This window comes from Vallitalea sediminicola (assembly GCF_054408565.1).
This window is the reverse complement of record NZ_BTPT01000087.1, coordinates 25,774-51,606: the sequence shown is the minus strand read 5'-3', so window position 1 is coordinate 51,606 and position 25,833 is coordinate 25,774. Positions and strand designations below refer to the sequence as shown.

At 29.9% G+C, this 25,833-nt stretch carries 29 protein-coding genes; all 29 read right to left on the bottom strand.

What is annotated here, in order from left to right; translation table 11 throughout:
* Positions 1-9: 9 nt before the first annotated feature.
* The 29 genes from ispG to fliO all read right to left on the bottom strand — a co-directional run bounded on the left by ispG (position 10) and on the right by fliO (position 25,830).
* Positions 10-1,068 carry a flavodoxin-dependent (E)-4-hydroxy-3-methylbut-2-enyl-diphosphate synthase gene (ispG, locus tag ACX6CF_RS24795; protein ID WP_458788065.1) on the bottom strand — a complete coding sequence of 353 codons (1,059 nt, stop codon included), beginning with the start codon at positions 1,066-1,068 and terminating at the stop codon, positions 10-12.
* Positions 1,069-1,187: 119 nt separating this feature from the next.
* Positions 1,188-2,213, bottom strand: coding sequence for an RIP metalloprotease RseP (gene rseP / locus ACX6CF_RS24790; RefSeq protein ID WP_458788064.1), 1,026 nt, complete (start codon positions 2,211-2,213; stop codon positions 1,188-1,190).
* A gap of 32 nt (positions 2,214-2,245) precedes the next feature.
* Positions 2,246-3,388, bottom strand: a complete 1,143-nt coding sequence (locus tag ACX6CF_RS24785; protein WP_458788063.1) for a 1-deoxy-D-xylulose-5-phosphate reductoisomerase — start codon at positions 3,386-3,388, stop codon at positions 2,246-2,248.
* Between the two features lie 116 nt (positions 3,389-3,504).
* The gene (locus tag ACX6CF_RS24780) at positions 3,505-4,311 is read right to left on the bottom strand and encodes a phosphatidate cytidylyltransferase (protein WP_458788062.1); all 807 of its coding nucleotides are present in this window, start codon (positions 4,309-4,311) and stop codon (positions 3,505-3,507) included.
* Between the two features lie 20 nt (positions 4,312-4,331).
* Entirely contained in the window at positions 4,332-5,057 is a 726-nt protein-coding gene (locus ACX6CF_RS24775; protein ID WP_458788061.1) for an isoprenyl transferase, read from the bottom strand.
* 90 nt (positions 5,058-5,147) lie between these two features.
* Positions 5,148-5,702 (bottom strand): ribosome recycling factor, encoded by a 555-nt coding sequence (gene frr, locus ACX6CF_RS24770; RefSeq protein ID WP_458788060.1) that lies wholly within the window; start codon positions 5,700-5,702, stop codon positions 5,148-5,150.
* A 72-nt stretch (positions 5,703-5,774) separates the two neighbouring features.
* Positions 5,775-6,479: a UMP kinase gene (gene pyrH, locus ACX6CF_RS24765; protein ID WP_458788059.1), complete on the bottom strand. Its 705-nt coding sequence runs from the start codon at positions 6,477-6,479 to the stop codon at positions 5,775-5,777.
* 126 nt (positions 6,480-6,605) lie between these two features.
* Complete coding sequence (gene tsf / locus ACX6CF_RS24760; protein ID WP_458788058.1) at positions 6,606-7,526, bottom strand: translation elongation factor Ts; 921 nt, start codon at positions 7,524-7,526, stop codon at positions 6,606-6,608.
* A 194-nt stretch (positions 7,527-7,720) separates the two neighbouring features.
* Positions 7,721-8,455 (bottom strand): 30S ribosomal protein S2, encoded by a 735-nt coding sequence (gene rpsB / locus ACX6CF_RS24755; RefSeq protein ID WP_458788057.1) that lies wholly within the window; start codon positions 8,453-8,455, stop codon positions 7,721-7,723.
* Positions 8,456-8,592: 137 nt separating this feature from the next.
* On the bottom strand, positions 8,593-9,126 hold the full coding sequence (locus tag ACX6CF_RS24750; RefSeq protein WP_458788056.1) for a hypothetical protein: 534 nt from the start codon (positions 9,124-9,126) through the stop codon (positions 8,593-8,595).
* A gap of 19 nt (positions 9,127-9,145) precedes the next feature.
* On the bottom strand, positions 9,146-9,709 hold the full coding sequence (locus ACX6CF_RS24745) for a DUF6115 domain-containing protein (protein ID WP_458788055.1): 564 nt from the start codon (positions 9,707-9,709) through the stop codon (positions 9,146-9,148).
* A 47-nt stretch (positions 9,710-9,756) separates the two neighbouring features.
* Entirely contained in the window at positions 9,757-10,074 is a 318-nt protein-coding gene (locus ACX6CF_RS24740) for a hypothetical protein (protein WP_458788054.1), read from the bottom strand.
* Positions 10,075-10,102: 28 nt separating this feature from the next.
* A complete protein-coding gene (locus tag ACX6CF_RS24735) occupies positions 10,103-11,707 on the bottom strand; it encodes a DUF342 domain-containing protein (protein WP_458788053.1) in 1,605 nt (534 codons plus the stop codon).
* 12 nt (positions 11,708-11,719) lie between these two features.
* Positions 11,720-12,487 carry a FliA/WhiG family RNA polymerase sigma factor gene (locus ACX6CF_RS24730; RefSeq protein WP_458788052.1) on the bottom strand — a complete coding sequence of 256 codons (768 nt, stop codon included), beginning with the start codon at positions 12,485-12,487 and terminating at the stop codon, positions 11,720-11,722.
* A 20-nt stretch (positions 12,488-12,507) separates the two neighbouring features.
* The gene (locus ACX6CF_RS24725; RefSeq protein ID WP_458788051.1) at positions 12,508-12,816 is read right to left on the bottom strand and encodes a hypothetical protein; all 309 of its coding nucleotides are present in this window, start codon (positions 12,814-12,816) and stop codon (positions 12,508-12,510) included.
* A gap of 14 nt (positions 12,817-12,830) precedes the next feature.
* On the bottom strand, positions 12,831-13,316 hold the full coding sequence (locus tag ACX6CF_RS24720; protein WP_458788050.1) for a chemotaxis protein CheD: 486 nt from the start codon (positions 13,314-13,316) through the stop codon (positions 12,831-12,833).
* A 3-nt stretch (positions 13,317-13,319) separates the two neighbouring features.
* Positions 13,320-13,943 (bottom strand): chemotaxis protein CheC, encoded by a 624-nt coding sequence (locus ACX6CF_RS24715; protein ID WP_458788049.1) that lies wholly within the window; start codon positions 13,941-13,943, stop codon positions 13,320-13,322.
* A 79-nt stretch (positions 13,944-14,022) separates the two neighbouring features.
* Complete coding sequence (locus ACX6CF_RS24710; RefSeq protein WP_458788048.1) at positions 14,023-14,469, bottom strand: chemotaxis protein CheW; 447 nt, start codon at positions 14,467-14,469, stop codon at positions 14,023-14,025.
* Positions 14,470-14,483: 14 nt separating this feature from the next.
* On the bottom strand, positions 14,484-16,541 hold the full coding sequence (locus ACX6CF_RS24705; RefSeq protein ID WP_458788047.1) for a chemotaxis protein CheW: 2,058 nt from the start codon (positions 16,539-16,541) through the stop codon (positions 14,484-14,486).
* 1 nt (position 16,542) lies between these two features.
* Entirely contained in the window at positions 16,543-17,616 is a 1,074-nt protein-coding gene (locus ACX6CF_RS24700) for a protein-glutamate methylesterase/protein-glutamine glutaminase (protein WP_458788046.1), read from the bottom strand.
* A 13-nt stretch (positions 17,617-17,629) separates the two neighbouring features.
* Positions 17,630-18,301 (bottom strand): flagellar brake protein, encoded by a 672-nt coding sequence (locus ACX6CF_RS24695; protein WP_458788045.1) that lies wholly within the window; start codon positions 18,299-18,301, stop codon positions 17,630-17,632.
* Positions 18,302-18,314: 13 nt separating this feature from the next.
* The gene (locus ACX6CF_RS24690) at positions 18,315-19,199 is read right to left on the bottom strand and encodes a MinD/ParA family protein (protein WP_458788044.1); all 885 of its coding nucleotides are present in this window, start codon (positions 19,197-19,199) and stop codon (positions 18,315-18,317) included.
* A 2-nt stretch (positions 19,200-19,201) separates the two neighbouring features.
* Positions 19,202-20,353, bottom strand: a complete 1,152-nt coding sequence (flhF, locus tag ACX6CF_RS24685) for a flagellar biosynthesis protein FlhF (RefSeq protein WP_458788043.1) — start codon at positions 20,351-20,353, stop codon at positions 19,202-19,204.
* The gene (flhA, locus tag ACX6CF_RS24680; RefSeq protein WP_458788042.1) at positions 20,350-22,392 is read right to left on the bottom strand and encodes a flagellar biosynthesis protein FlhA; all 2,043 of its coding nucleotides are present in this window, start codon (positions 22,390-22,392) and stop codon (positions 20,350-20,352) included. Before flhA ends, flhF begins: the two co-directional genes overlap by 4 nt.
* 5 nt (positions 22,393-22,397) lie before the next feature.
* On the bottom strand, positions 22,398-23,531 hold the full coding sequence (flhB, locus tag ACX6CF_RS24675) for a flagellar biosynthesis protein FlhB (protein WP_458788041.1): 1,134 nt from the start codon (positions 23,529-23,531) through the stop codon (positions 22,398-22,400).
* 4 nt (positions 23,532-23,535) lie between these two features.
* Positions 23,536-24,318, bottom strand: a complete 783-nt coding sequence (fliR, locus tag ACX6CF_RS24670) for a flagellar biosynthetic protein FliR (RefSeq protein ID WP_458788040.1) — start codon at positions 24,316-24,318, stop codon at positions 23,536-23,538.
* A gap of 10 nt (positions 24,319-24,328) precedes the next feature.
* Positions 24,329-24,601, bottom strand: a complete 273-nt coding sequence (gene fliQ, locus ACX6CF_RS24665) for a flagellar biosynthesis protein FliQ (RefSeq protein ID WP_113675203.1) — start codon at positions 24,599-24,601, stop codon at positions 24,329-24,331.
* Between the two features lie 39 nt (positions 24,602-24,640).
* The gene (gene fliP, locus ACX6CF_RS24660; RefSeq protein WP_458788039.1) at positions 24,641-25,441 is read right to left on the bottom strand and encodes a flagellar type III secretion system pore protein FliP; all 801 of its coding nucleotides are present in this window, start codon (positions 25,439-25,441) and stop codon (positions 24,641-24,643) included.
* A gap of 23 nt (positions 25,442-25,464) precedes the next feature.
* Complete coding sequence (fliO, locus tag ACX6CF_RS24655; protein WP_458788038.1) at positions 25,465-25,830, bottom strand: flagellar biosynthetic protein FliO; 366 nt, start codon at positions 25,828-25,830, stop codon at positions 25,465-25,467.
* Positions 25,831-25,833 lie beyond the last annotated feature (3 nt).

The window sequence follows — 25,833 nt, the reverse complement described above, 5'->3', positions numbered from 1 at the left end:
CCTTAAGTATTACTCAGTATACTTCTTTATTTCTATAGCAAGTTCATCAATTAATCTATCTTCTGGAACTTTTTTAATGATCTCACCTTTTCTAAAGATAAGGCCAACTCCCTTACCACCAGCTATACCAAGGTCAGCCTCTTTAGCTTCGCCTGGACCATTAACTACACAACCCATAACAGCAATTTTCATTTTTTTGTTAAGGTTACCAAATCTTTTTTCAACCATATTAGCTAATTTAATCAGATCTATCTCAGTTCTTCCACAAGTCGGACACGAAACAATTTCAATATGATTTCTTTCACGTAAGTTAAGTGTTTCCAAAACTTTCTTAGCTACTCTGACCTCTTCTGTAGTATCACCTGTTAATGAAACTCTTATAGTATCTCCTATTCCACTAGCTAAAATGACACTTAATCCAACTGTGGATTTAATTGTTCCTGACCATACTGTTCCAGCCTCTGTTATACCTACATGCAAAGGATACCTTACTACTTTTGCTATAAGTTCATGTGCCTTAATAGCCATTGGTACATCTGAAGACTTTAAAGATATAACAATATTGTCATATCCCATTTCTTCAATTACCTTAACATTATTAACAGTACTTTCAACTAATCCTTCAGCTGTTACATGACCATATTTATCAAGAATTTTTCTTTCTACAGACCCACCATTAATTCCAATCCTAATGGGAATGTTATCAATTTTAGCTCTTTCGACTACTTTTCTAACTCTATCTAAATTCCCTATGTTAGATGGATTGATTCTTATTTTATCGGCACCATGGTCCATTGACATTAATGCTAATTTATAATCAAAATGAATATCTGTCACAATAGGAATATGTATTCTTTTTTTTATTTCACTAACTGCTTTGGCTGCTTCTATATCAGGTACAGCAACCCTTATTATATCACAACCTTCTTCTTCTAAGGTAAGAATTTGTTTAACAGTTGCTTCTATATCATGAGTCTTTGTATTTGTCATCGATTGAATAAGTATAGGATTACCGCCACCAATGACCTTATTCCCTATTTTAATTACTTTTGTATCATCTCTATACATTTACCATTACTCCTTCCTGTATAAAGGCATAAAATACAAGGGGCTGTCTTATAATACATAATACATCAATATTAGTAAGATAGACCCTTGGATTAGTTGCATATATTATATTATTTTATTTAAAATACATTACTAAAATCATTAAACAACATAAATACCATCAGTACCATTAATAATACAAATCCAATAAAGTTAACATATGCTTCTTTTTCTCTATTAATAGGTTTTTTCCTAATCGCTTCTATAATTAAGAATACAAGTCTACCACCATCAAGAGCAGGTAATGGTAATAGATTCATTATACCAAGGTTAGCACTTAGTAGAACAATATAAGATGATATAGTCATAAATACTTGTTTTATACCATATTTAACACTTTCGGTATAACCTTCACTTATCATAGAAATAATTCTTACAGGTCCACCAATATCTTGTCTAGTAAATTTCCCACTTAAAAGCATGCCTAAACTTAAAAATACTGTTTTAATCCAGAAAAGAACTTTAATAAAACCGTATTTTATTATTTCAAAGAAATTACCTTGATTCATTTTGGCAGGTGAGATACCAATTACATATCTGCCATCTTGTTCTAAAGGCGTTATGTTAGTTGTATATGTTTTTTCATCTCTTTTATAAGTTATATCAATGGCTTCACCTTTTTTGAGATTAATATACAGACTAATTTCATCATATGCTACTAAATTATGATTATCTATTTTCAATATTTTATCACCTGATTCTAATCCTGCATTAAATGCTGGTGAACCATCAGTAACCTTATCAACAGTAGTAGTATAATCGCCCATATTACCAACTATTATACACGCAAATATAAAAGCTAATAAAATGTTAAAAGCTGCACCAGCTACGACTACGACAATTCTTGCTCCAACTGATTTGTTAGAAAAAGCCCTGGGGTCGTCTTCAACCGATTCATCTTCACCAAGCATTTTACAATAACCACCAAATGGTAGTAACCTAATAGAGTATAGCGTATCTCCTCTTTTAATACCAGCAAGTTTTGGTCCCATACCTATAGCGAATTCTTCAACAAGTATACCATTTTTTCTAGCTGCAAGAAAATGACCTAACTCATGTACAAGAACAAGCAACCCAAATATCAAGATTGCAACAACAATATTCATATAACCATTCATTCCTTTCCATTATTAACTCTCTATCCCCATTTATTTTCAATAATCTCATAAGTTTCTGCTTCTGCTTCGATAATATTATCTAGTGATGGATTTTTTATGTTACAATGTTTATCCATAGCATATTCAATCATTTCAGGAATTTCAAGAAATCTTATTTTATTTTTTAAAAATTTATCAACTGCTAATTCATTGGCTGCATTTAACACTGATAGTATAGAACCTCCTTCTTCAAGTGCTCTATATGCCAAACCTAGAGATTTGAATGTTTCAATATCAGGTTTTTCAAATGTTAAATTTGCCACTTTAAATAAATCAAGTTTTTTAATATTATTCTCTACCCGCCTAGGATAATTAAGAGCGTATTGTATTGGAATCCTCATATCTGGAACACCTAACTGTGCAATTATAGAACCATCGTTATATTCTACCATTGAATGAATTATGCTTTGTGGATGCACAACAACTTGTATCTGATCAGGTGCTACATTAAAAAGCCATTTAGCTTCTATTACTTCTAGACCTTTGTTCATAAGCGTAGCTGAATCTATTGTAATTTTGGGACCCATAGACCAATTAGGGTGATTAAGTGCCTCTTCTTTGGTTATATTATTCAATTGCTCTATTTTTTTAGTTCTGAATGGTCCCCCAGAAGCTGTTAATAAAATTTTACTAATTTCTTTCTTATTTTCTCCCTTTAAGCATTGAAATATAGCAGAATGTTCACTATCTACAGGGAATATATTCACGCCATATTCTTTTACTAAATCCATAATTATTTGACCAGCAGTAACTAATGTCTCTTTATTAGCTAAAGCTATATCTTTGGATGCTTTTATAGCTTCAACTGTAGGTCTAATACCTATCATACCTACTACAGCTGTAACAACTATATCAACATTTTCTAAAGTAGCAACTCTAATTAGTCCATCCATTCCACTTAGCACTTCTACTTTACTACCAACTCTTTTTTTGAGAATGGATGCTTTGTTTTCATCCATTACAGCTACAACTTTTGGTTTAACAATTTCAATTTGTTTCTCTAATAAATCTATATTGGTATTTGCAGTTAGACCTAATATTTGTATGTCTCTTTGCCTACAAACAATATCTATTGTTTGTTTACCAATTGAGCCAGTAGACCCTAGAATAGATATCTTCTTCAATTTATTCTCCTCTTTCAAATGACTAATATATTTGCTTTATATATTAAATATATTTTTTAGTATAATTATTTATTTCTTTTAATCTAAATTTATATTATAAAAAGTATTTTTCTCTACTACAAAATAAAAAACTTCATAATATAATATACAAATGGAGCTGTAAAAATAATACTATCTAATCTATCTAATATACCTCCATGACCTGGCATAATAGTACCAAAATCTTTAATGTTATTCTGCCTTTTCATTGCTGAAGCAGCTAAATCTCCTATTTGAGATAATATAGAACCAATTCCTCCAATAAATATGAAAGGTATTAGTATCATAGGATCTGCCAATTCACCAATATTAAGTAATATGATACCATAAATAACTGAAAGTACAATAGCTCCAACAATTCCTCCTATGGAACCTTCAATACTCTTTTTGGGACTTAATTTTTCTGCTAATCTATGTTTACCAAAATTGACTCCAACAAAATAAGCCATAGTATCACTACCAAATGCAACAATGAATATTAACCATATCAACCATGTACCATAAGTTTCATTGCTTCTTACTAATAGTATATATGATAAGAGATAGACTACATAGAAAAACCCAATAAAAATAGTCATAATATCTTTAAGATTAAATTTTGGATAAACAAATACATAACTTATTAATAATATTAAAAAGAATATACCATAAAATTCCCCAAAATATGCACTTTTATCAAATATCAATAATAAATAATATACTAGGGATGCTATATATCCAACTAATTTTAGTTCTAAACGTTCAACCTTATAAGCTCTATAAAACTCATAAAGTCCTAACAATGATACTAAAAATAATACAAGTATTAGTATCTTACCTCCAAGTATTAAAGGAACTAACAATATAGGTAACGCTATAATAGATGATATTATTCTCGTTTTCATTTTACCTATTCCCTTCTTTCCTATTTTTCTTTGACTTTGCCATATCTTCGTTCAATATTACTATAATATTCTATAGCATCTTTCAAATCATCAATAGTAAAATCTGGCCAATGTTTTTGAACAAAGTAAAACTCTGTATACGCTAATTGCCAAAGCAAGAAGTTACTTATTCTCATTTCACCACTTGTTCTTATTAATAAATCCGGGTCAGGTATATCTTTTGTGTCAAGATACCTCTCTATTGTTTTCTGATTAATGGTATTTATATTAATGTTATTATTTTCAAAGTCAGTAACTATCTTTTTTGTCATTCTTACAATTTCATCTCGTCCTCCATAATTTAGTGCAATCTGTAATTGTAATCCTGTGTTGTCTTTCGAGCCCTCTTCCAATCTATCAATACTAGCGTTAATATCCTTATCCAACCCTTTTTTATCCCCTATTACTCTCACTTTTATATTATCCCTACTAGCATTTTTCAAACTACTTTTTAAGTATTGTCTTAATAAATTCATCAAGTTATCTATTTCTTCTTTTGGTCTTGACCAATTCTCAGTCGAAAAAGCATATACTGTTATATAGTCTATACCTATGTCATAAGCCTGCTTACAAATAGTTTCTAATGTTTTAGAACCTTGTCTATGACCGTATTGTCTTTTTTTACCCCTTGCCATTGCCCATCTACCATTACCATCCATTATTATTGCGACATGTCTTGGAACATTATAGTTACTATCAACTACCATAAACAACAATTCCTCTCATTTAAAAGCATCTTCATATCTTAAAATATATTAAAAACAACCCCTCATATAGAGGGGTAAACCAAAACAGTTTTAGACTGTTAATATTTCTTTAGTCTTGTTTTCTACATGTACATCTATATCTTTAATATATTTATCTGTTAATTTCTGCATACTTGTTTCATAATCTTTCAAATCATCTTCAGTTATTTCATGAGTTTTTAATGCTTTCTTGAATCTATCTAAACCATCTCTTCTAATATTTCTAACAGCTACTTTAGCATCTTCACCTTTTTTCTTAATTTCTTTAGTCAAAGATTTTCTTCTATCTTCTGTAAGCTCTGGAAATACTAGTCTAATGAGTTTACCATCATTATTAGGTGTAATCCCTACATCAGATGCAAGAATTGCTTTTTCTATTTCCTTCATCATACTTGTATCCCATGGTTGTATTTGTATCATTCTAGGTTCTGGAATAGAAACATTTCCAACTTGTTGTAAAGGTGTTGCTTGTCCATAGTATTCTACAGTAATCTTATCTAATACATGTGGATTAGCTCTACCTGCTCTAACTGCATTATAATCATTTTCTAATGCATTAATTGTCTTTTTCATTTTCTCTTCATATTTTTTAATCTCTTCTAACATTTTATCTCCTCCTATTATTTTCATTAGTTATACTATAATAAATAGCAGGATATTAACTATTTATTATATAGCTTATACTGTAATAAATGTACCTTTAATGTTATCATCCATAGCATTTTTAATGCTGTCTTGTTCATTCAAAGAAAATACTAGCATTGGAACCTTTTGTTCCATACACATAATTGCTGCTGTCAAGTCAATTACATTTAAACTTTTCGATACTACATCCTTATAAGTTAATTTATCATATTTCTTAGCATTCTTGTTTTGATTTGGGTCGCAATCATAGACACCGTCAATATTTTTGGCAAGTAATATAACATCACATTCAGTTTCAATAGCTCGTAACGCTGCTGCTGTATCTGTAGAAAAATATGGATGTCCTGTGCCTCCTGCAAATAGTACAACTTCATTATTTGCTAAACGTTCTAGTGCCTTGTCTTTAGAAAATTCTTCTGTCACTGTTCCAACTCTAAAAGGTGTTTGCACAACGCTTTTCATGCCTAGAGTTCTTAATATTTCTGCCATATACAATGAATTCATAACTGTAGCCATCATTCCGATTTGATCTGATTTAGTCCTATCCATATTCTGGCTGCTTCTTCCTCTCCAGAAGTTACCTCCACCAATAACTATAGCTACTTGATTATCATCATTTACTATATCTTTAATTTGATTAGCAACCATTAATACAGTTTGTTCATCAAATCCTATGCCTTTTCCACCCGAAAGAGCTTCTCCGCTTAATTTTAGTAATACTCTGTTATACTTTGACATATAAAACACCTCTATCTATTAATTTATCACAAACTAGTAATTTTTACTAGTATAAAATATTCATTTCTTTAAAAAAAGGAAACACTAAGTGTTTCCTTTTATTTAACTTACATATGAAAATTCATATTATTGCATTTGTTTAGCAACTTCTTCTGCAAAGTTTTCTTCTCTTTTTTCTAAACCTTCACCAGTTTCGAAACGTACATATCTCTTAATTGATAATTCTACACCTGTTTCTTTCGCAACTGATGCAATATATTTAGAAACATTTACATCACCATCTTTTACATATGCTTGATCTAATAAACAAATTTCTTTCATCATTTTATTAACACGACCAATGATCATTTTTTCAATAATACCATCTGGTTTGTCAGGATTTTCATTCTTAGCTTGTTGCTTTAAGATTTCTTTTTCTTTTTCGACATATTCAGCATCCACTTGATCTCTAGAAATATATTTTGGAGATACCGCAGCAATTTGCATCGCAATATTCTTAGCACATTCTAATGTAGCTTCATTAGCTTCTCCAGTCATTTCTACAATAACACCAATTTTTCCTCCGCCATGGATATAAGATGTAATAAAGCTTCCATCAGCCATGAATTTTTCAAATCTTCTAATATTCATGTTTTCGCCGATTACTGCTATTTGCTCTGTTAAAACTTCTTTAACAGATTTACTTTCATCATTAATCCAAGCATCATTTAAAAATCCTTCAATATCTTGTGCTTCTGTTTTAGAAGCTCCTATTGCAACATCTGCAACATATTTTTTGAAAGTATCATTTTTAGCAACGAAATCTGTTTCACTGTTAACCTCTACGATTGAAGCAACTTTATTATCGTCTGATACATATGCTGCAACTAAACCTTCAGCTGCAATTCTACCAGCTTTTTTAGCTGCTTTTGATAATCCTTTTTCTCTTAAAAATTCAATAGCTTGTTCCATATCTTCATTATTTTCTATAAGTGCTTTTTTACAATCCATCATACCAGCACCAGTTCTTTCTCTTAACTCTTTTACCATACTAGCAGTTACTGCCATAATTTACACCCTCCATATTCATTTATTATATTCGTACTTTATCACATTTATTAATATTGTATATATTATAATTTCAGCAATGCATTGTTTTTACTATTATAAATTATTAACATAATAAACATACCCAATACATATTTTGAAATATACAATAAATGCTTCAACCATAGTAGCTGGTTGAAGCATTTTATTAATTACTATTTTGCTTTTGCTTCTGCTTCTCCTGCAGCTTTTTCTATATTATCTTGTGCTCCTTGGTTAGCTTCAATTACAGCATCTGCCATCTTAGAAACAATTAATTTAACCGCTCTAATAGCATCATCATTACCAGGGATTACATAATCAACTTCTTCTGGGTCACAATTTGTATCTACAATTGATACAATAGGGATACCTAAAATGTGAGCTTCTTGAATTGCAATTTTTTCTTTTCTAGGATCGACTATAAACATAATGTCTGGAATACCTTTCATTTCCTTGATACCGCCAAGGTTCTTTTCAAGTTTTTCCATCTCATGCTTTAACTTAATTACTTCTTTTTTTGGTAATAAATCAAATGTACCATCTTCTTGCATTCTTTCTAATTTCTTAAGTCTTCCAATTCTAGCTTGAATAGTCTTGAAGTTAGTTAACATTCCACCTAACCATCTTTGGTTAACATAGAACATTCCACAACGTTCTGATTCTATCTTAATTGCATCTTGCGCTTGCTTTTTAGTACCAACAAACAATACATTTCCACCATCTGCTACTGCATCTTTAATAGCATTATATGCATCGTCTACTTTACCTACAGTTTTTTGTAAATCAATGATGTAAATTCCATTTCTCTCAGTATAAATATACTCAGCCATTTTAGGATTCCATCTTCTAGTTTGATGTCCAAAATGAACACCCGCTTCTAACAATTGTTTCATCGAAATAACGCTCATGTTGTACCTCCGTGTTTTTGGTTTTTTTCTTCCGCATTCTTCATCTTTTTAGAATACCCATCAGGCACCTTTCTAAAAATCTAAATGCGTGTTTTTTCACGAGTGCTAGTATATCACAATACACAAAATTAATCAAGTTAATTTGTAAAAATTTTCATAACTTCTTCATATGTACTGTTCAATTTAAATTCATATGTACCTATCTTTATTCTATGGGCAAATTTATTTTTCATTAAATAGTTATCAAATTCTTGGGCATTATCTACAATCTTATTATCAAACAATATCTTAGCTACTTCTTCTGAACCCATCCCATAATTTATGTCTATCTTAACAGTATCACTTTCTTGTGACGCTTGCTCATTCTCAGTTAATCTTTCTATTCCTTCAATCCTAACCTCTTCATCGCCGTCTTTTTCTATAGTCTCTTCAAATACCATACCTAATTTAGTTGCTCTATCAATTATTTCATCATCTGTTAATTTCTCTTTTTTAGTATTCATCTGATTTTTATCTATCATACCTAGTTCTTCGGCCCTTAATATTATTTCGTCGTCACTTATAACTTCTATTGATTTTTTAGTGATGTTCAATCCTATAAAATAGAAAATTGAAGCAGTTATTATTAAAGTAATACCTACACCTCTAAAAAAATATTTATGTTTATTCATTTATGCACCTCAAGCTAATTTAGTTTTCTTTTGTTACACCCAACTCTAATATCAATTTTACTTCTCCCTTGCCCAATCCCTTAACTTTTGCTATATCTGTAATGGAATATCCTTCTCTATGAAGATTATGTATTTCGTCATTATTATCCTTTATATTGTTACTTATATTATTTGATATATTATTAGAATCTAATTTTTTAACTGAATTAGTAATAACTTGTTGGGGCTTTTCATCTTTTTTTATATTTTTAAGATTTGACAATTTTTTAATATTTTTTTCTTTCTCACTTATTAGTTGATATAGAAAAAGTAATTCTTTATGCTTATCATTAAGTTCTTGTTTGATAAAACTAGAATAATCATTTAATTCCAGAATTTTATTGCTTATTTCCTCCATTACCTGCTCTTTATCAAAAGTTATATTTTCTTTATGGTCAACATTGGATATGAAATCTTCAAGTTTTTTGTCTTCATTTTGATTATTTTTGTTTCCATCTGATTTATCTTTAAATATAAAACTTAATATTATAAATATAATCCCTATGATTATAGAAATTATAACAAGTATATTTATGTTATCCATGTAAGTTACCTCTTATTATTATTTTATATTAATATTATATTAAATAATCATATTCTGATATCTATTTTTGTTCTTCCACTATAACTCTGTTTTCCTTTATTACTATCTTCTTTTTTATTATCTTTTTTATTTTTATTGTTTTGGTATTTGTTATTGCCTTTTTTCTTGGCATCTGATCTAGAGTATGCTTTCTCATTTTCACCAGATTTCACCACATTTTTAGTTTCATTCTCAACCTTACTATTGATGGATTGAGATATATTATGTTGATTTATATTTGCCTTTTGCTGGTCAAGATGTTTAATACTTGCAATCTCTTGAGTTTTAGGTAACATCACTTGCATATCTAGTGGTCTTATAGACATAGAATTACCTCCTCTTATATTTTCATTATTAGTTATAACTTGCAACTTTTATATCGGCACCATCTTGATACATAACGCAATATTTAATATCTTTTCTTACATAATATTTTACATTGCCAATAGATACTCTTACTCCTGGATATATATTTCCTATAACTCTAACTTTACCAATATTTTTATTATCAATATTATCCACCATTTCATCATATCGTTTTTGACTACTTGTTAATTTATTACTTACAAATATTTTACTACGTGTTGCTGTTATAAGCATCTCTTTTTTTTCTTCATCAAGATTTCCATTAATCCTTTTTTTCTTATTTAACAAAGTTATTATCTGAGTTAACTTAATTTCTTCCTTTGTTAATTGTTTAATATCTTTTTGTATTTCATTGAATTCATCTATATATGTTGGATCAACACCTACGTCAATTGTAGTCACTGTACCCATATGAGATCCTATTACTTTTGCACTGACTTCAACACCAGACCTCAAAGTTCCACCAGATATCAATCCTTTTTTACCATCCACTAATATATTTCCTTTACTAGAAACATCACTATGTAAAATAGCATCTGAATGTATACATCCACCTGCTGTTACTTTACTATTTTCAATATACTTAGCCATAACATTACCTTTTGCTTCAATGACTCCTCTGTCCATGCCTTGTATTCCTCTGTGGAGAATAATATTTCCATCCGCAACAATATGTGCTCCTTCAACAACTCCACTAACTTCCACGTCACCTTTAGCTTTAACATTATAACCAGTTAGCACATTACCACGCACAAGAATAGTTCCTAAAAATTCAATATCTCCAGTTGAATTATCAACATTACCAGGTATTTCTAGATAATCAAGAACTATTACTTTTCCATCATCTAGTTTTACTTGTCCGTCTTTTATTGCATACAATGTATTATCTCTGACTTTAGTGTTCTTACCGAAATATAACTTCTTAGCTTTTACCTTTGGTGGTGAGATTTCTTCTCCGAAAACATTTTTACCAACTATACCCTCTTCTTCTGCTATTAGTCTTGCTAATGTGTCACCACTTTTGACATTAGTTATAAGATTAAGCTTATGATAGTCTACAGTACCGTCATTATTCATATGAGGTTTTAATTTTTTTTCTGTATCAAACAGATATTCTATCCTACCGTCTTTTCCATTTATAGGTTTTAATCCTTTTGCTATTAAAATATCTTTGTTGTATTTTTTATTTTTTACAATATCTTCCATTTTACCATGATCTATACCAAATACAATATTCTTCTCTTGTAATTTTTGTGTTATCTCTTTACTGAATAAAATTTTTCCTTCTCCAACTGGTGGATAAAATCTAATATAAACACTTAATTTATCCATAGAAACATTTAAATCCATTGTTTCATTAATTGTCTCTATGATAGAATCTGATATTTTAAATTCTTTTATCTCTTCAAGAGTATTCAATTCTTTAATTAATAAATCTTTATTGAAGTCAATAATATTTTTGTTTTCCAAAGTTGTAACTATGTCGTCTAGTTCTATGTTGTTTCCATTATCCTTGCATGGAAACAACTTAATATATAACCCATCTTCTTTGTTTAATAAATTAAAATATCCATCATAAATATTGGTATCCATATTATCACTCCCCTAGAAACCTGCTAATAGTTCCATATTATTACCCAACTTTATTTTTAATTTTTTTAGTGCCTTAGTATGTATTTGAGAAATCCTTGATTCAGATACCCCTAAAATATGACTTATTTCTTTTAATGTTAGTTCCTCAAAATAGTATAAAACAATAACCCGTTTTTCATTTTCAAGTAAATTATCAATAACATCAGCTAATATTTCTTTAAGCTCATTTTTTTCAACAACTCTTTCAGGTTGCGTATATCTAGATTTGTTCATAGGCTCAATTCTAATTTCGCTTCCTTGCTCAATATATTCTTCAAGGGATGTTAATGTTAATAATTTAGTTTGGTTTAACCATTTTTTATATTCTTTTAAAGTTATATCAAGCTCACAAGCTATCTCCTCATCAGTAGCTAATCGTCCTAAAGTACTTTCTAATTGGGAGTTAGCATTGTCTATTAATTTTTGTTTTTTTCTAAGCGATCTTGGAATCCAGTCCATTCGTCTAATATTATCTAATATGGCACCTCTAATTCTTAGGGAGGCATAAGTTTCAAACTTAACTCCCTTTTCAAAATTAAATTTATCAATTGCATCAATTAGACCAAAAACACCATACCCAACAAGATCTTCGTATTCAACATTATTACCTAGATACATATTCAATCTGCCTGCTACAACTTTTACAAGTTGTGCATATTCTATAATCAATTTTTCTTTGATTTCGAATGATTTTTCTTTTGAATACTTTTGCCATAATATTACCCTACTCTTCTCATCCATTTTAGCCTCCGTTAAAGTTTTTAGTCTGTTTTACCATCTTCTACGGGTTTAATATCTTCTTCTATTTCTTCTTCATCATCTTTTTCTTTATCAAGTTTTGCTAATTTCTCACTCAGTTCACTGAGTTTTTTTTCCTTTTCTCTCTTTTTCACTTGAACATATAACCTATTGATTACTTTTTGTATGATAGAACCTAAGATAAAGAATATAGCTAAAACGATAATCATTGTTATAGTTAGTGTTTTAATATCATATCTATTTATTAAACCTAGTATGCAAACAATAATACCTGCAATAAGCATTATTATGATACGTAAATTTCTAACCATGTTACTTACCATCCTTATATAATTTTTATGTCTTTACCAATTGTTTTAATTAATAAATCTCCAGTTTCTGTATAAAATTCTATTGTTCTACCATAATTTTCACCTGTATCTTTTGAAAGGATTTTTATCCCTAACGTTTTTAGCATCTTGATTGATGCCTCTGCATTTCTCTCACCTATTCGCATTAAATCATTACTACTTTTAAATGCGAACATTTGTGCTCCTCCTGCCAACTTTGCTACAAGTCGATTTTTGCTAGCACCTAACTTAGTCATATCATCAATTAATTTTTTTATACCAGTATCTGCAAATTTTGCTAAATTGCTATTGTTTTTTATCTGAGTACTATCGGGTAACATGACATGTGCAAGTCCTCCAATCTTCTTGATTGGATCATATAGCACAATGCCTACACAGGAACCGAGTCCAAGTGTTGTCAAAATACCAGGGGATACACAGACATTAAGATCTGCCATCCCAACTTTTATTTTTTCATCCATATGTTATTCTGTTATCCCTAGAGAATTTAGTATTGTCCCATAAGATTTAACATCAGGAATTAATATAAAGTTACCAAAAACTTTATCCTCACCTTCGCCAAATTCTGTTTGTATTAATAATGCTTTGTCCCCAATTTTACCAAATTCAATAGCAGGTACACTCAGTATTGCTCCAGCCATGTCAATAGCCATATATGGTATAGATGATATGATTTTCAAATTAGTCAATGATGATAATGAATTTAAATATGCACCAGTTATAATATTTCCTATTTCTTTTAAAGCAGATAAATCTATTTCAGTAAAATCTTCAAAAGTATTTAGTTCTTTTCCCATAAGAATATTTACTAAATTATGTGCTGATATCTTCTCAAGTACAAACATCATCATTCCATTGATTTCACCTTCAACATTAAGAAGTATTCCAACAACTTGAGTTTCAGCACCACCTAATACCTCTGATAGTTCCTTAAATTCAGATATATTAACTTTAGGTACTCCCATATCAATTTTTTTGTTAATCATTTGAGATAGGGCAGTTGTAGCATTACCTGCCCCAATATTACCAATTTCTCTTAAAACATCCAGCTGTATATTATCTAAAGTATCAATATTAATATTATCCATTAAAATATCCAATCCCTTCACATAAGACATGAACCACTTATTTTTAGTCTATAATATCTAGTCAATTTAATTGCTAACTCTAATCATTAGTATTTATTAAGCCATCAATATTAAGTAGAGTTACTAATTCTTTCCCTATCTTACCAACACCTTTAACATAAATACTTTTTTCATCGTTTGAATCTTTAGCTATTTTTTCAATATCTTCTTCTGTCAGGTTAATGACTTCTTTAACTTCATCAACTATTAGTCCCATTGGATTTCCATCCAATTTAACAATAATAATCCTTGTGTTATTGGTATATTCATCAGGTTCAAGTCCAAACTTAAGTCTTAAACTCATTACTGGAATGATATCTCCTCTTAGATTAATAACACCTTTCACGTAATATGGTGCTTTGGGAACTCTAGTAACTTTTAACATTCTTTCAATATTATGAACAAATTGTATATTAACTCCATATTGTTCATGACCGATTTTTGCAACTATAAATTGTATTAATTCTTGATTTTTATTTTCTTCCATTATAGGTCCTCCTATTATACTAATGAATTGACATCTAAAATTAATGCAACCTCACCATCACCAAGTATAGTAGCTCCTGCAATCAATTTGATATTAGTTAAATATTTTCCAAGCGTCTTAATTACTATTTCTTGTTGTCCAATTAGAGAATCAACCACTATCCCTGCTTGTTTTTCTCCTTTATTGACAATAACTACTGTTAAAGAATCTTTTTCTGTATCTTCACTTGGAATATCTAATTTATCATGAAGCCTTATAATTGGTATTACATGACCTCTAAGATTAATGACCTCTTGGTTTTGGATATATTTAATGTCTGAAATCAATACATCCTCTATATTCTGAATAGTATTTAGAGGTATTGCATATTTTTCATCGCCAAGGTTAACCATTAGAGCTTGTATAATAGCAAGAGTAAGAGGAAGTCTAATAATAAACTTACTGCCCTTATTAATTTCTGTCTTAACTTCAATATCTCCACCAAGAGCCTCTATTTTAGTCTTAACTACGTCTAGACCTACACCCCTACCAGATACATCTGATATTTTCTCTGCAGTACTAAAGCTTGGTCTAAATAATAATTCTATAATCTCTTGGTCATTCATACTATCAGCTTGCTCAGCTGATAAAACTCCATTACTAATAGCTTTATTCTTTATCCTACTTACATCAATACCATTACCATCGTCATTAACTTCAATAATTACGTTATTTCCATCTTGATAAGCTCTCAGATCAATATTACCTACAGGGTCTTTGCCTGCTTTTACTCTTACATCTGGAGTCTCTAATCCGTGATCTCCAGCATTTCTTAATAAATGAACTAAAGGATCGCCTATCTCATCTATAACTGTTCTATCAAGTTCAGTTTCTTCACCTGACATATGTAATTCGATTTTTTTATTCAATTTTCTGGATAAGTCACGAATCAATCTTGGGAAACGATTAAATACACGTTCTATGGGAACCATTCTAACTTTCATAACCGCATCATGTAAATTAGTCGTAATTCTTTCAAGATATTCTATTTGTTCATTGAAATTTTGGCTAGTGTTTTTTAACTCTATAGTCTCTAAGCCATTTTTTATAATAATAAGTTCACTGACTAAATTCATAAGAGTATCTAGTCTTTCAATATCTACTCTAACAGTTCTATTTGTCTTTGGTTTAGATAATTTAGTTTTATTAGAATTGGTGTTTTCTTTTTTAATATTTTTATCATTAGTAGCAGCGTTATCTTGTTTCTCCACTACCTCTTGATTTTGTTCGCTAGGAATATTAATTTCATCTGTCAATACTTCTGTAACTTCAGCGATAGAAGTTAATTCTTTTATGATATTTGATGAATCTTCTTTAGTTACTATGAAAGTAGAAAAATCAGTATCAAATTTTTCATCTTCAATATCTTGAACTGCTGGATAAGATTTTATGACTTGTCCTAATTTTTCTAGTGTTCTAAATACTATAAAAGCCCTTGCTGACTTCAAAACACAGCTTTCACTTATATAGATAGTTATTCCATAAACCTTAAAATCTTCTTCATATGCTTTTAAAATCGCATTTTTTTCAAAATCGGTAAAATTAATATTTAGATGTTTTCTTTTTTCTGAATCTGATAATGGTTCTACTTTTACAGACGTATCATGAGTGCTACCTACATCATCTTTCTTAGTACTTGCCTCTTCAACATCATTATTTAATATCATATTAAGTTTATCAATAATATTATGATTATCATTGTCCCCTTCTGAACCAGATTCAACAATTAAATCAACATACTGTTCTAAAGCATCTAAACATTGAAATAAAACATCCAACAAATTAGCTTCTACTTTAATGTTTCCGCTTCTTATTTCAGATAACACATTTTCCATATCATGTGTCAACTTCTGCATACGCTTATATCCCATTGTAGCAGCCATACCTTTTAAAGTATGAGCAACTCTAAAAACTTCATTAATTAACTCTACGTTATCTGTGTTCTTTTCAAGTTCTAATAATGATTCATTTAAACTTTGTAAATGTTCTTTTGATTCTTCAATAAATATGTCTAGATATTGGCTTATATCCAAATTAAAGCACCCCCACTTTCTTAAGTATTGAGTCTGATATTGATTCTAATGGTACTATTTCATCTGCAATACCCTTAGCAACTACTGCCTTAGGCATTCCATATACAACACAAGTTTCTTCATTTTGAGCGATTATATGAATTTGTTGGCTTTTTTTAAGATTATCAAGTCCTTCAGTGCCATCACTTCCCATACCAGTCATAATTACACCTGTAAGATCTTTAATATTGATGTCAACCAAAGAATTCATCATTACATCTACCGCTGGCCGATGTCCTCTAAGAGGATCGTCTTTAGATAATTTTACAATCAAATTACAATTTTTATCTTGTATTACCTTAATATGGCAATTACCTGGTGCAATGTAAGCTGTACCATTTACAATCACATCGCCATCTTCAGCCTCTTTTATATGTATATCACTTAATTGATTAAGTCGGTCAGCTAGAGACTTTGTAAATCCTGCTGGCATATGTTGTACAATAATAATCCCTGCATCCAAATTACTAGGAAGATAAGGCAAAACATATTGAAGTGCTCTAGGTCCACCAGTTGAGCAACCAATAGCAACTACTTTATTTTTGCATAAACAGCTTTTTTTCCTGTTGCTACTAAAAGATTTTGTTATTTTTTCTTTATTTTCAATAGGTTTTAACTGTGGTATCTTTGAAGTATTTGTATTAACTGCCATTAATAGTTTTTCAATTAACCTATTTTTCATTTCCTCTGTATTAACCTTAAATATGTTTTGAGGTTTAGTAACAAAATCAATTGCTCCAAGTTCAAGTGCCTTAATCGTCTCCTGTCTACCTTCAATAGCTAAAGTACTCATAACAATTACAGGAACATTAAGATTCAGAACTTTTAATTGTTCTAGCATCTGTAACCCATTCATTATAGGCATTTCAATGTCAAGAGTTATAACATCTGGTTTCAACTCTTCTATTTTTGCAAGCCCTTCTTTTCCATTTTTTGCAGTTCCTATTACTTCACACCTAGAATCACTTTTAATTATATCAGATATAACTCTTCTCATGAATGCAGAGTCATCAATAACAAGTATTTTTTTCTTCATTATGCCCATATCATCACAGTCCTTTTTTTCGCTTTCGTCTCTTTCGCTCTTCTTCAAAGATAAATTTAATTATTTTTTCTCTATCCTCATTTGAAATATCGTTAAACATTATTCTTGTTTCGTATTTCATTGTTTCAAAATCCACGATATCAGATAATATCACATTGCCTTTAAGCTCTACAATATTTACTTTATTATTAATATTCATTTCTATTTTACATTTTAAAGTACTATTGGTGTCCATCTTGTTTTTGGAGGTAAATCTTAATCCTCCACCACTTATGTCTACAATAATCCCTTCATTCCATGAATCTTCCTTTATATCTGCAAAAAGAATAGAAAGAATGCATTCTAATCTGAAATATTGTCTTCTTTGACTTTTAACCATAGCAGATTGTACTTCCATTGTAATAAAGTGTAAATTCTTATTCTTATATCTATTCTTAACAGAGGATTTGCATTTATATAATCCACCTTTAGTATAGATAGATAGTATATACGCGGCTCCTACTTCTAACGGAATAATTTTCCCATTTTCTACTGGAGCAGATATTATTATTTCATCATTATTGATGTCTTGTATTATACTAATATATACTTTCTCATTCTTATAAGTTTCGTTTGTATTAAATTTCAATCTAGATATTTCAATTTTGTCTCCTAATGCCAATGCTTTGTGTTTCATATTTATCACCCTATTAGTTCTTTTTAAATTTCATTAAATTATTAAAAACACTTCTAAGTCCAACATCTTGTTTAGCTTTATAAGTGCTATGGTTCAATAAGTTATTAGATACAACTTCAAAAGCTTTAGATACTTTTGATCTTGGATATAGTATGGATACAGGTTTTTGTTGTATAACCGCTTTTGTTAAAAACCCATCTTGTGGCAAAAATCCTATATTATTTAGTTCTATATCTAAAAATTTATTGGTTACCCTATTAAGTTTGTTATATATTTCTAGTCCCTCTGATTCGCTGGACACTCTATTAACTAACAAGTTAATATCTGTGGATTTGTAATCTTCTCTTTTTCTATTTTTTAGAGCTTTTAATACAGCATAAGCGTCAGTTATTGAAGTTGGTTCTGGAGTAGTTACCAAAATCACCTCGTTAGAAGAAACAATGAAGTCTAATACTGAATCTGATATACCGGCTCCTGTATCAATTATTATAATATCTGCTAGGTGGTCTAATTCTAATAATTTTTCATTCAAAAAATTAAGTTGGTCTTTGGATAAATTAATTAACTCTTGCACCCCTGATCCACCTGATATAAATTCAATTCCTAGGGGTCCTGAAGTCAAGACTTCTTCTATACTCATACCATTATATATCAAGTCAAAAAGATTATACTTAGGTATAATCCCAAATATCACTTCAATGTTGGCAAGTCCAAAATCAGCATCAAATATAACGACTCTTTTACCCATTTTCTTAAAATTAATTGCTAAGTTAACTGATACGTTAGATTTACCTACACCACCTTTTCCACTTGTTACAGTTATTACTTTAGAAGAACTTCTGTTACTAAATGATTGCTTTTTTCTCATCATATTCCTTAAGTTAATAGCTTGATCCATAGTTATCCTTGTCCCCCTAATAAACTTTTTGCAATATTATGTGGATTAACTTCTGTAATATCATCAGGTACATTTTGTCCAAATGCCACATAGGATAACTTAACTCCTAATTTGTACCTAAAATTAAGTATATTACCTACACATATTGACTCGTCTAATTTAGTAAAGATAACTTTAAAATCTGTTATATTCATATAACTCTCAGCGATACTTATTAAATCTTTATATTTAGTTGTAACACTTAATACTAAATATACTTCGTTCCTAGGAATAAAATTCAATAGTTCTTCCATATCTACTAATTTTTCACTGTTTTTATGAGACCTACCTGCTGTATCAATGATTATCAAATCTTTATCCTCAAATCTTTTTATAGCAGATTTTATATCTTCATTATTATAAACCACTTCAACAGGTATATTCAATATATTTGCAAAAGTTCTTAATTGTTCAACTGCAGCAATTCTATATGTATCAGCAGTTATTAATCCAATGCTCTTATCGTTATTTAATGCAAAGTAAGATGCAAGTTTTGCTATTGTTGTTGTTTTCCCAACTCCTGTTGGACCAATAAAAGTAATAATCTTAGGTCCTGTACCATTGAAATCAACAGTTTCAATTTCACCTAATTCATCTATTATCCTTTTATATATTATTGAAACTAAATCATTAATCTTAATACTACCTTTTGATAAAGACTCATTCAAACCGAACATTATTTTGTTAGCAACTTTTTCATTAACTTCATTCTTAATTAATTGATTATAAATTAGATTTATCAGTGGTATATTTTTTTCTGATACCTGTTCTTTTTCTATAATCAGATGATTTTCTTTTTCACCATTCCTAATAATCTGTTCCAGCTTATTAAGTTTATCTTCAATATTTTCTATTGACTTTGAATGATATATGTTATCATTATTCTCTTCCGCTTCTAATAATTTTTTGTCTAAAACTTGTTTTTCATTTATTGCCGCAGCTTCTTTATCTTCAAGCGCAGCTGTAACTTGTACACACGGATTTTTAAATAATTTAAATATTCCTCTTGGCTTAATGTTTTTTACACTTACTATTAAAGCCTCTTTACCAAACTCTTCTTTTACCTGCAACATAGCTTCTTTTTCTGTATTTGCTTCAAATTGCCTTATTTTCAACCAATACTCACCATCCCTACTGATTGTATTTCTGCATTAGCATCCAATTCATTATAGGATAATAGAATTAAATCTGGATATTGTTCTTCTGTTAGACGTCTAAAATAAATTCTTACAATAGGAGAAGTTAATAATATTGGGGTACGACCTATTGAACTTAATTTATTAGTTTCTTGCTCAACAGAAGTAAATATCTTAGCAGTAATCTCTGGATCTAATGCCAAATATGTACCTTGTTCTGTATTCTTTACACTATCCATTATCTTTTGTTCTAAACCTGGGTCCAAAGTAATTACACTATTACTTTCATTTTCATCAAAAAATGCTGATGATATGGACCGTTTCAAACTTTGTCTAACATATTCAGTTAATATATCAGTATCTCTGTTAGTAATAGCATTATCAGCCAATGTCTCAAAGATAGTAACTAAATCCCTTATAGAAACGCCTTCATTTAGTAAGTTCATAAGAACTTTCTGTACTTCACCTACGCCAAGTAGTTTTGGTACTAATTCATCAACCAATGTTGGATTACTTTCTTTAACATTATTTATTAGAGTCTGTACATCTTGTCTTGTCATAAGTTCATCAAGGTGTTTCTTAATAACTTCAGTTAAATGAGTAGCTATAATTGATGGTGGATCAACTACTGTATATCCAATAGTTTCTGCTCTTTCTCTTTGGTTTTCTGTAATCCATAAAGCTGCCAGATTAAATGCAGGTTCTACAGTTTCTATTCCGTCTAATTCTTCTTCAACAAACCCTGGATTCATTGCCATATAGTGGTCAAAAAGTATTTCCCCTTCAGTAACTTTAGTCCCTTTTATCTTAATTATATACTGATTAGGGTTTAATTGTATATTGTCTCTTAATCTAATGATAGGAACTATTGTTCCAAGTTCAAGAGCTATTTGACGTCTAATCATTACTACTCTATCTAATAGGTCCCCACCTTGATTTACATCAGCCAATGGTATAATACCATAACCGAATTCAAGTACTATAGGGTCAACTTGAAGTAAAGAAACAACATTCTCTGGCTTTCTAATCTCTTCTGCTTCAATATCCTCAGTAGAAATCTCTTGATCAACTGCTTGAATTTGCATAGTGTTCTGTATTTTCCATGCAGACATGATTATTAATATACCTGCTACAGAAACTATGAAAAAAGGAAGCGGGGTAAAAAGACCTAAAAACACTAATACACTTCCACTAAAATACAATACTTTAGGAAGTGAAAATAATTGTTCCATCATCTGGTCTCCGACTTCGGCTTCTTTGGAAACTTTTGTAACTAAAATACCAGTAGCCAAAGATATTAGCAGAGCTGGAATTTGACTTACAAGTCCATCACCAATTGTAAGCATTGTATACTTTTGGAAAGCTTCATTTAGACTAAGTCCTCCTCTAGTACTACCAATAATCAATCCACCTACAATATTAATAAATGTAATGATTAAACCTGTTATTGCATCACCTTTTACATATTTACTAGCACCATCCATTGCTCCATAGAAGGATGCTTCATCTTGAATTTTTGTTCTTCTCTCCTTAGCTTGCATTTCATCTATAAGTCCAGAATTAAGGTCTGCATCTATTGCCATCTGTTTACCAGGCATAGCATCTAAAGTAAATCTTGCAGATACTTCTGATACTCTCTCTGAACCCTTTGTAATAACTAAAAATTGAACGATGATTAATATAATGAACATAACTATACCTACAACAATATCATCACCACCAACAAATCTACCAAATGTTTCAATTACCTTACCAGCTTTACCACTAGTCAATATAGACCTTGTTGAAGACAGGTTTAATGATAAACGATAAATAGTAATAAAAAGTAACATTGTTGGAAAAGAAGACATATTTAACGCTTCTTGTGCAAATAAGGCATTAAATAATATAATCAATGCTAATGTAATATTGAGTGTAATTAATATGTCTAAGAAGAGAGTGTTCATTGGCACTATCATTATAACAATAGCTAGAATAACAAATAGTCCTAATGTGATGTCCCCGACTTTTATCTTCATAATGCCTAGCCCTCCTTATTCTTCTTAAGATTGTAAACAAATGCTAAGACTTCTGCTACAGTTTGATATAATTCTGCAGGTATTGCGTCACCTATGTCAACTGTATAATATAAAGTTCTGGCTAATGGTTTATTTTCAACAATTTCTATATCATTATCAATAGCTACACTTTTAATCTTTGCCGCCAATATATCAACACCCTTTGCTATTACCACAGGGGCTAACGATTCCTCACTATCATATTTAATAGCAACAGCAAAATGCGTTGGATTCGTAATAATTACATCTGCATTAGGTAGGTCTTGCATCATTCTCTTCATTGAAGCCTCTCGCATTTTTTGACGAATTTTTGATTTGATTTCTGGATTACCTTCTGTTTCCTTATATTCCTGCTTAACTTCCTGCTTTGTCATCTTTAATTGTTTTTCCAAAGAATATCTTTGATAAATATAATCAATTACAGCAACAATTATATAATAAGCTCCTACTTTAATCCCAATATCAAGAGCTAGATCTGTCATCAATTTCAATCCATCAAGCAAAGATAAATCATACACCAGTAGTATAAGATCTTCTTTTCCTTTAATGCTAGAATAAACAATTATTATAATTATGCTTATCTTAAGTAATGCCTTTAATAATTCCATAATTGAACGCAATGAAAAAAGTCTCTTAAACCCTTGTAAAGGGCTTAATTTATTGAATTTGGGCTTCATTGTTTTTGCTGATGGTTTCCATCCAACTTGAAGAAAATTACCAACCAAACCAATTGCAACTACAATAGCAAAAAAAGGAAATAATATTTCTAGTATACCAGTAAGAGTGTACTTAATTATTCCTGCAACAAAATTTATAGTTAACTCATCAGTAGCTAGTTTAAATGTAGAGTAAATATATCTGTACATATTTAGCAGCTTTTCATATATATAAGGAGTAAATAACTTAATTGCAGAAAACATTATTACTAACATGAGTGCAGTTGTAACTTCCATGCTTTTTGCAACTTGTCCTTCTTCTCTAGCTTTTGATTTTTTACGTTCTGTTGGTTTTTCAGTTTTTTCTCCGCCATCATTACTTCCAGCAAAAAATTGAAGATTATAAGTTATAATCACTTTTTTTTCTAGAAAATAGGATTTCATCTTATTAACTCATTCCTTTTATAATTAAATCAACAAAGCTTAACATCTTATTAAATATCCATTCGCTTATATTTGGAAATACAGATAATGTAATTAATAGAACAACTAATCCTACCATTAACTTAAGTGGAAGTCCGATAACAAACATATTCATTTGTGGTGTAGCCCTAGCCAATATCCCTAGCACTACATTAATTATAAGCATAACACCAATCATAGGAGCAGCTATTTTTAGAGCTATTACAAAATACTCTGTAAAAAATGATAAAACAGATGTATATAACGTAGGTCTAAATACCGCTTTTCCTAGAGGTATCCATTTAAAACTTTCTGTTAAAGCTTTTATCAGAAAAAAATGTGTATTTGTTGCTAACATCATTAATAATAATAAGTAATAATATAGATTACCTGTAATAGTTAACTGAATTTGGCTTAATGGGTCAAAAACATTAACCATTGTAAATCCAATTTGGTAATCAATTAATTGTCCAGCTAGTGTTATAATAGAAAAAGCCAAATAGGCACCAAAACCAATAAGCCATCCAACTATGAATTCTTTAACAACCAATAGCGCATAAGGTACAACACTAGCACTTGTAACATCTATTTCCAAAGGGCTTAGATTTATAATTATAACAGCCATAAAAAATGCCATTGTAATCTTTGCCGTCTTGGGAATGTTTTTAATACCAAACAAAGGCACTGATATAAAAAAACTTATCATTCTAACAAATATAAGTAAAAAAACATCTAAATATGTAAAAGGATCGTTTAATAGTAACTCCATATCACATCTCCTAATTAATTATAAATGAACCAAACTTAGAGTATAAACTTGTGATTAGCGTTAAAAGTTTATTAAGCATCCAAGGTCCAAATAAAACCAATCCAAGAAAAACAGCTAATATTTTAGGTACAAAAGCTAGTGTAGGCTCTTGTATAGATGTAACAGTTTGAAATATACTTACTAATAATCCTACTGTCAAAGCCAATAATAGTAAGGGACCTGCCACACTTATAACGGTTAATAAAGCCTCTCTAGCCACATCTATGATCATATCTTGGTTCATACTACAACCATCCTTTCAATATTACAACAAAAACATTCATCATAGTCTAATGGTTTTAACTAATTCACTAATAATTAAATTCCATCCATCTGCAAGTATAAAAAGTAATAATTTAAAGGGTAGTGAAATCATAACTGGAGGAAGCATCATCATTCCCATGGACATCAGAGTTGATGCAACAACCATATCTATAACTATAAACGGTATATATATTAAAAATCCAATAATAAAAGCAGCTCTTAGTTCACTAATAATAAAAGCAGGAATTAGAACGCTTGTTGGAATATCTTCGATTTCAGTAACACTTCTACGCTCTGCAATATCTAAAAATAGTGCAAGATCTTTATCATTTACTTGGTTAAGCATAAATTTCCTTATTGGCTCCAACCCTTTTTTAATAGCTTCATCTTGCGAGATCTCTCCCGCAGAATAGGGTTGTAATGCGGTTTCATTAACATCCGTTATTACTGGTGCCATAACGAATAATGTAATAAATAATGCTAACCCTATCAATACTTGATTAGGTGGTGTTTGTTGAGTAGCAAGTGCCGATCGTACAAAGTGTAAAACAACAATTATTCTAGTAAATGATGTCATCATTACTAAAATAGAAGGTGCTAATGCAATTAAAGTTAATATAAATAGAATTTGTAAGCTACTAACGACATCTTTTCCATTTTCTGCTGCACTAACATTAAAATCAATAGAAAAAGGAATTGGACTATCTGTAGTAGTCGCAAATACTTTAGTATTGTTAAAAAAAGTAACAATATATATAATGCTTACTAAAAAAATAATTTTTGATAACCATTTTATGTGTTTTAATTTAATATGCCTCATTAATCTACTCCATTATGTACATTTTATTTCTTACCTAGAAATTTCTCAAGTTGCTTATTGAATGGAGTAACTTGAGCAATCTTCTCTTTTTTATATTTACTTAAATCAATATTATCTTTATCTATCTCTTTAAGAAATGTAATCTTATCTTTAGTAATACCTATCAAGATATATTCGTCACCAATTTTTATTAATTGAATGAACTTTTGAGGTCCAACTGAAATAGACTCAAGCTGATGTATATTTTGGCTAGACCCTTTCTTAATCTGAAATTTTCCAAATAACTTTGTTACATAATAAGTTCCAACTAATACTAAAATAAATAAAACTAATAAAACTATAACTTGCCACCATTCACTTTGTCCTGAATACAAATAATATGTAGTCATATG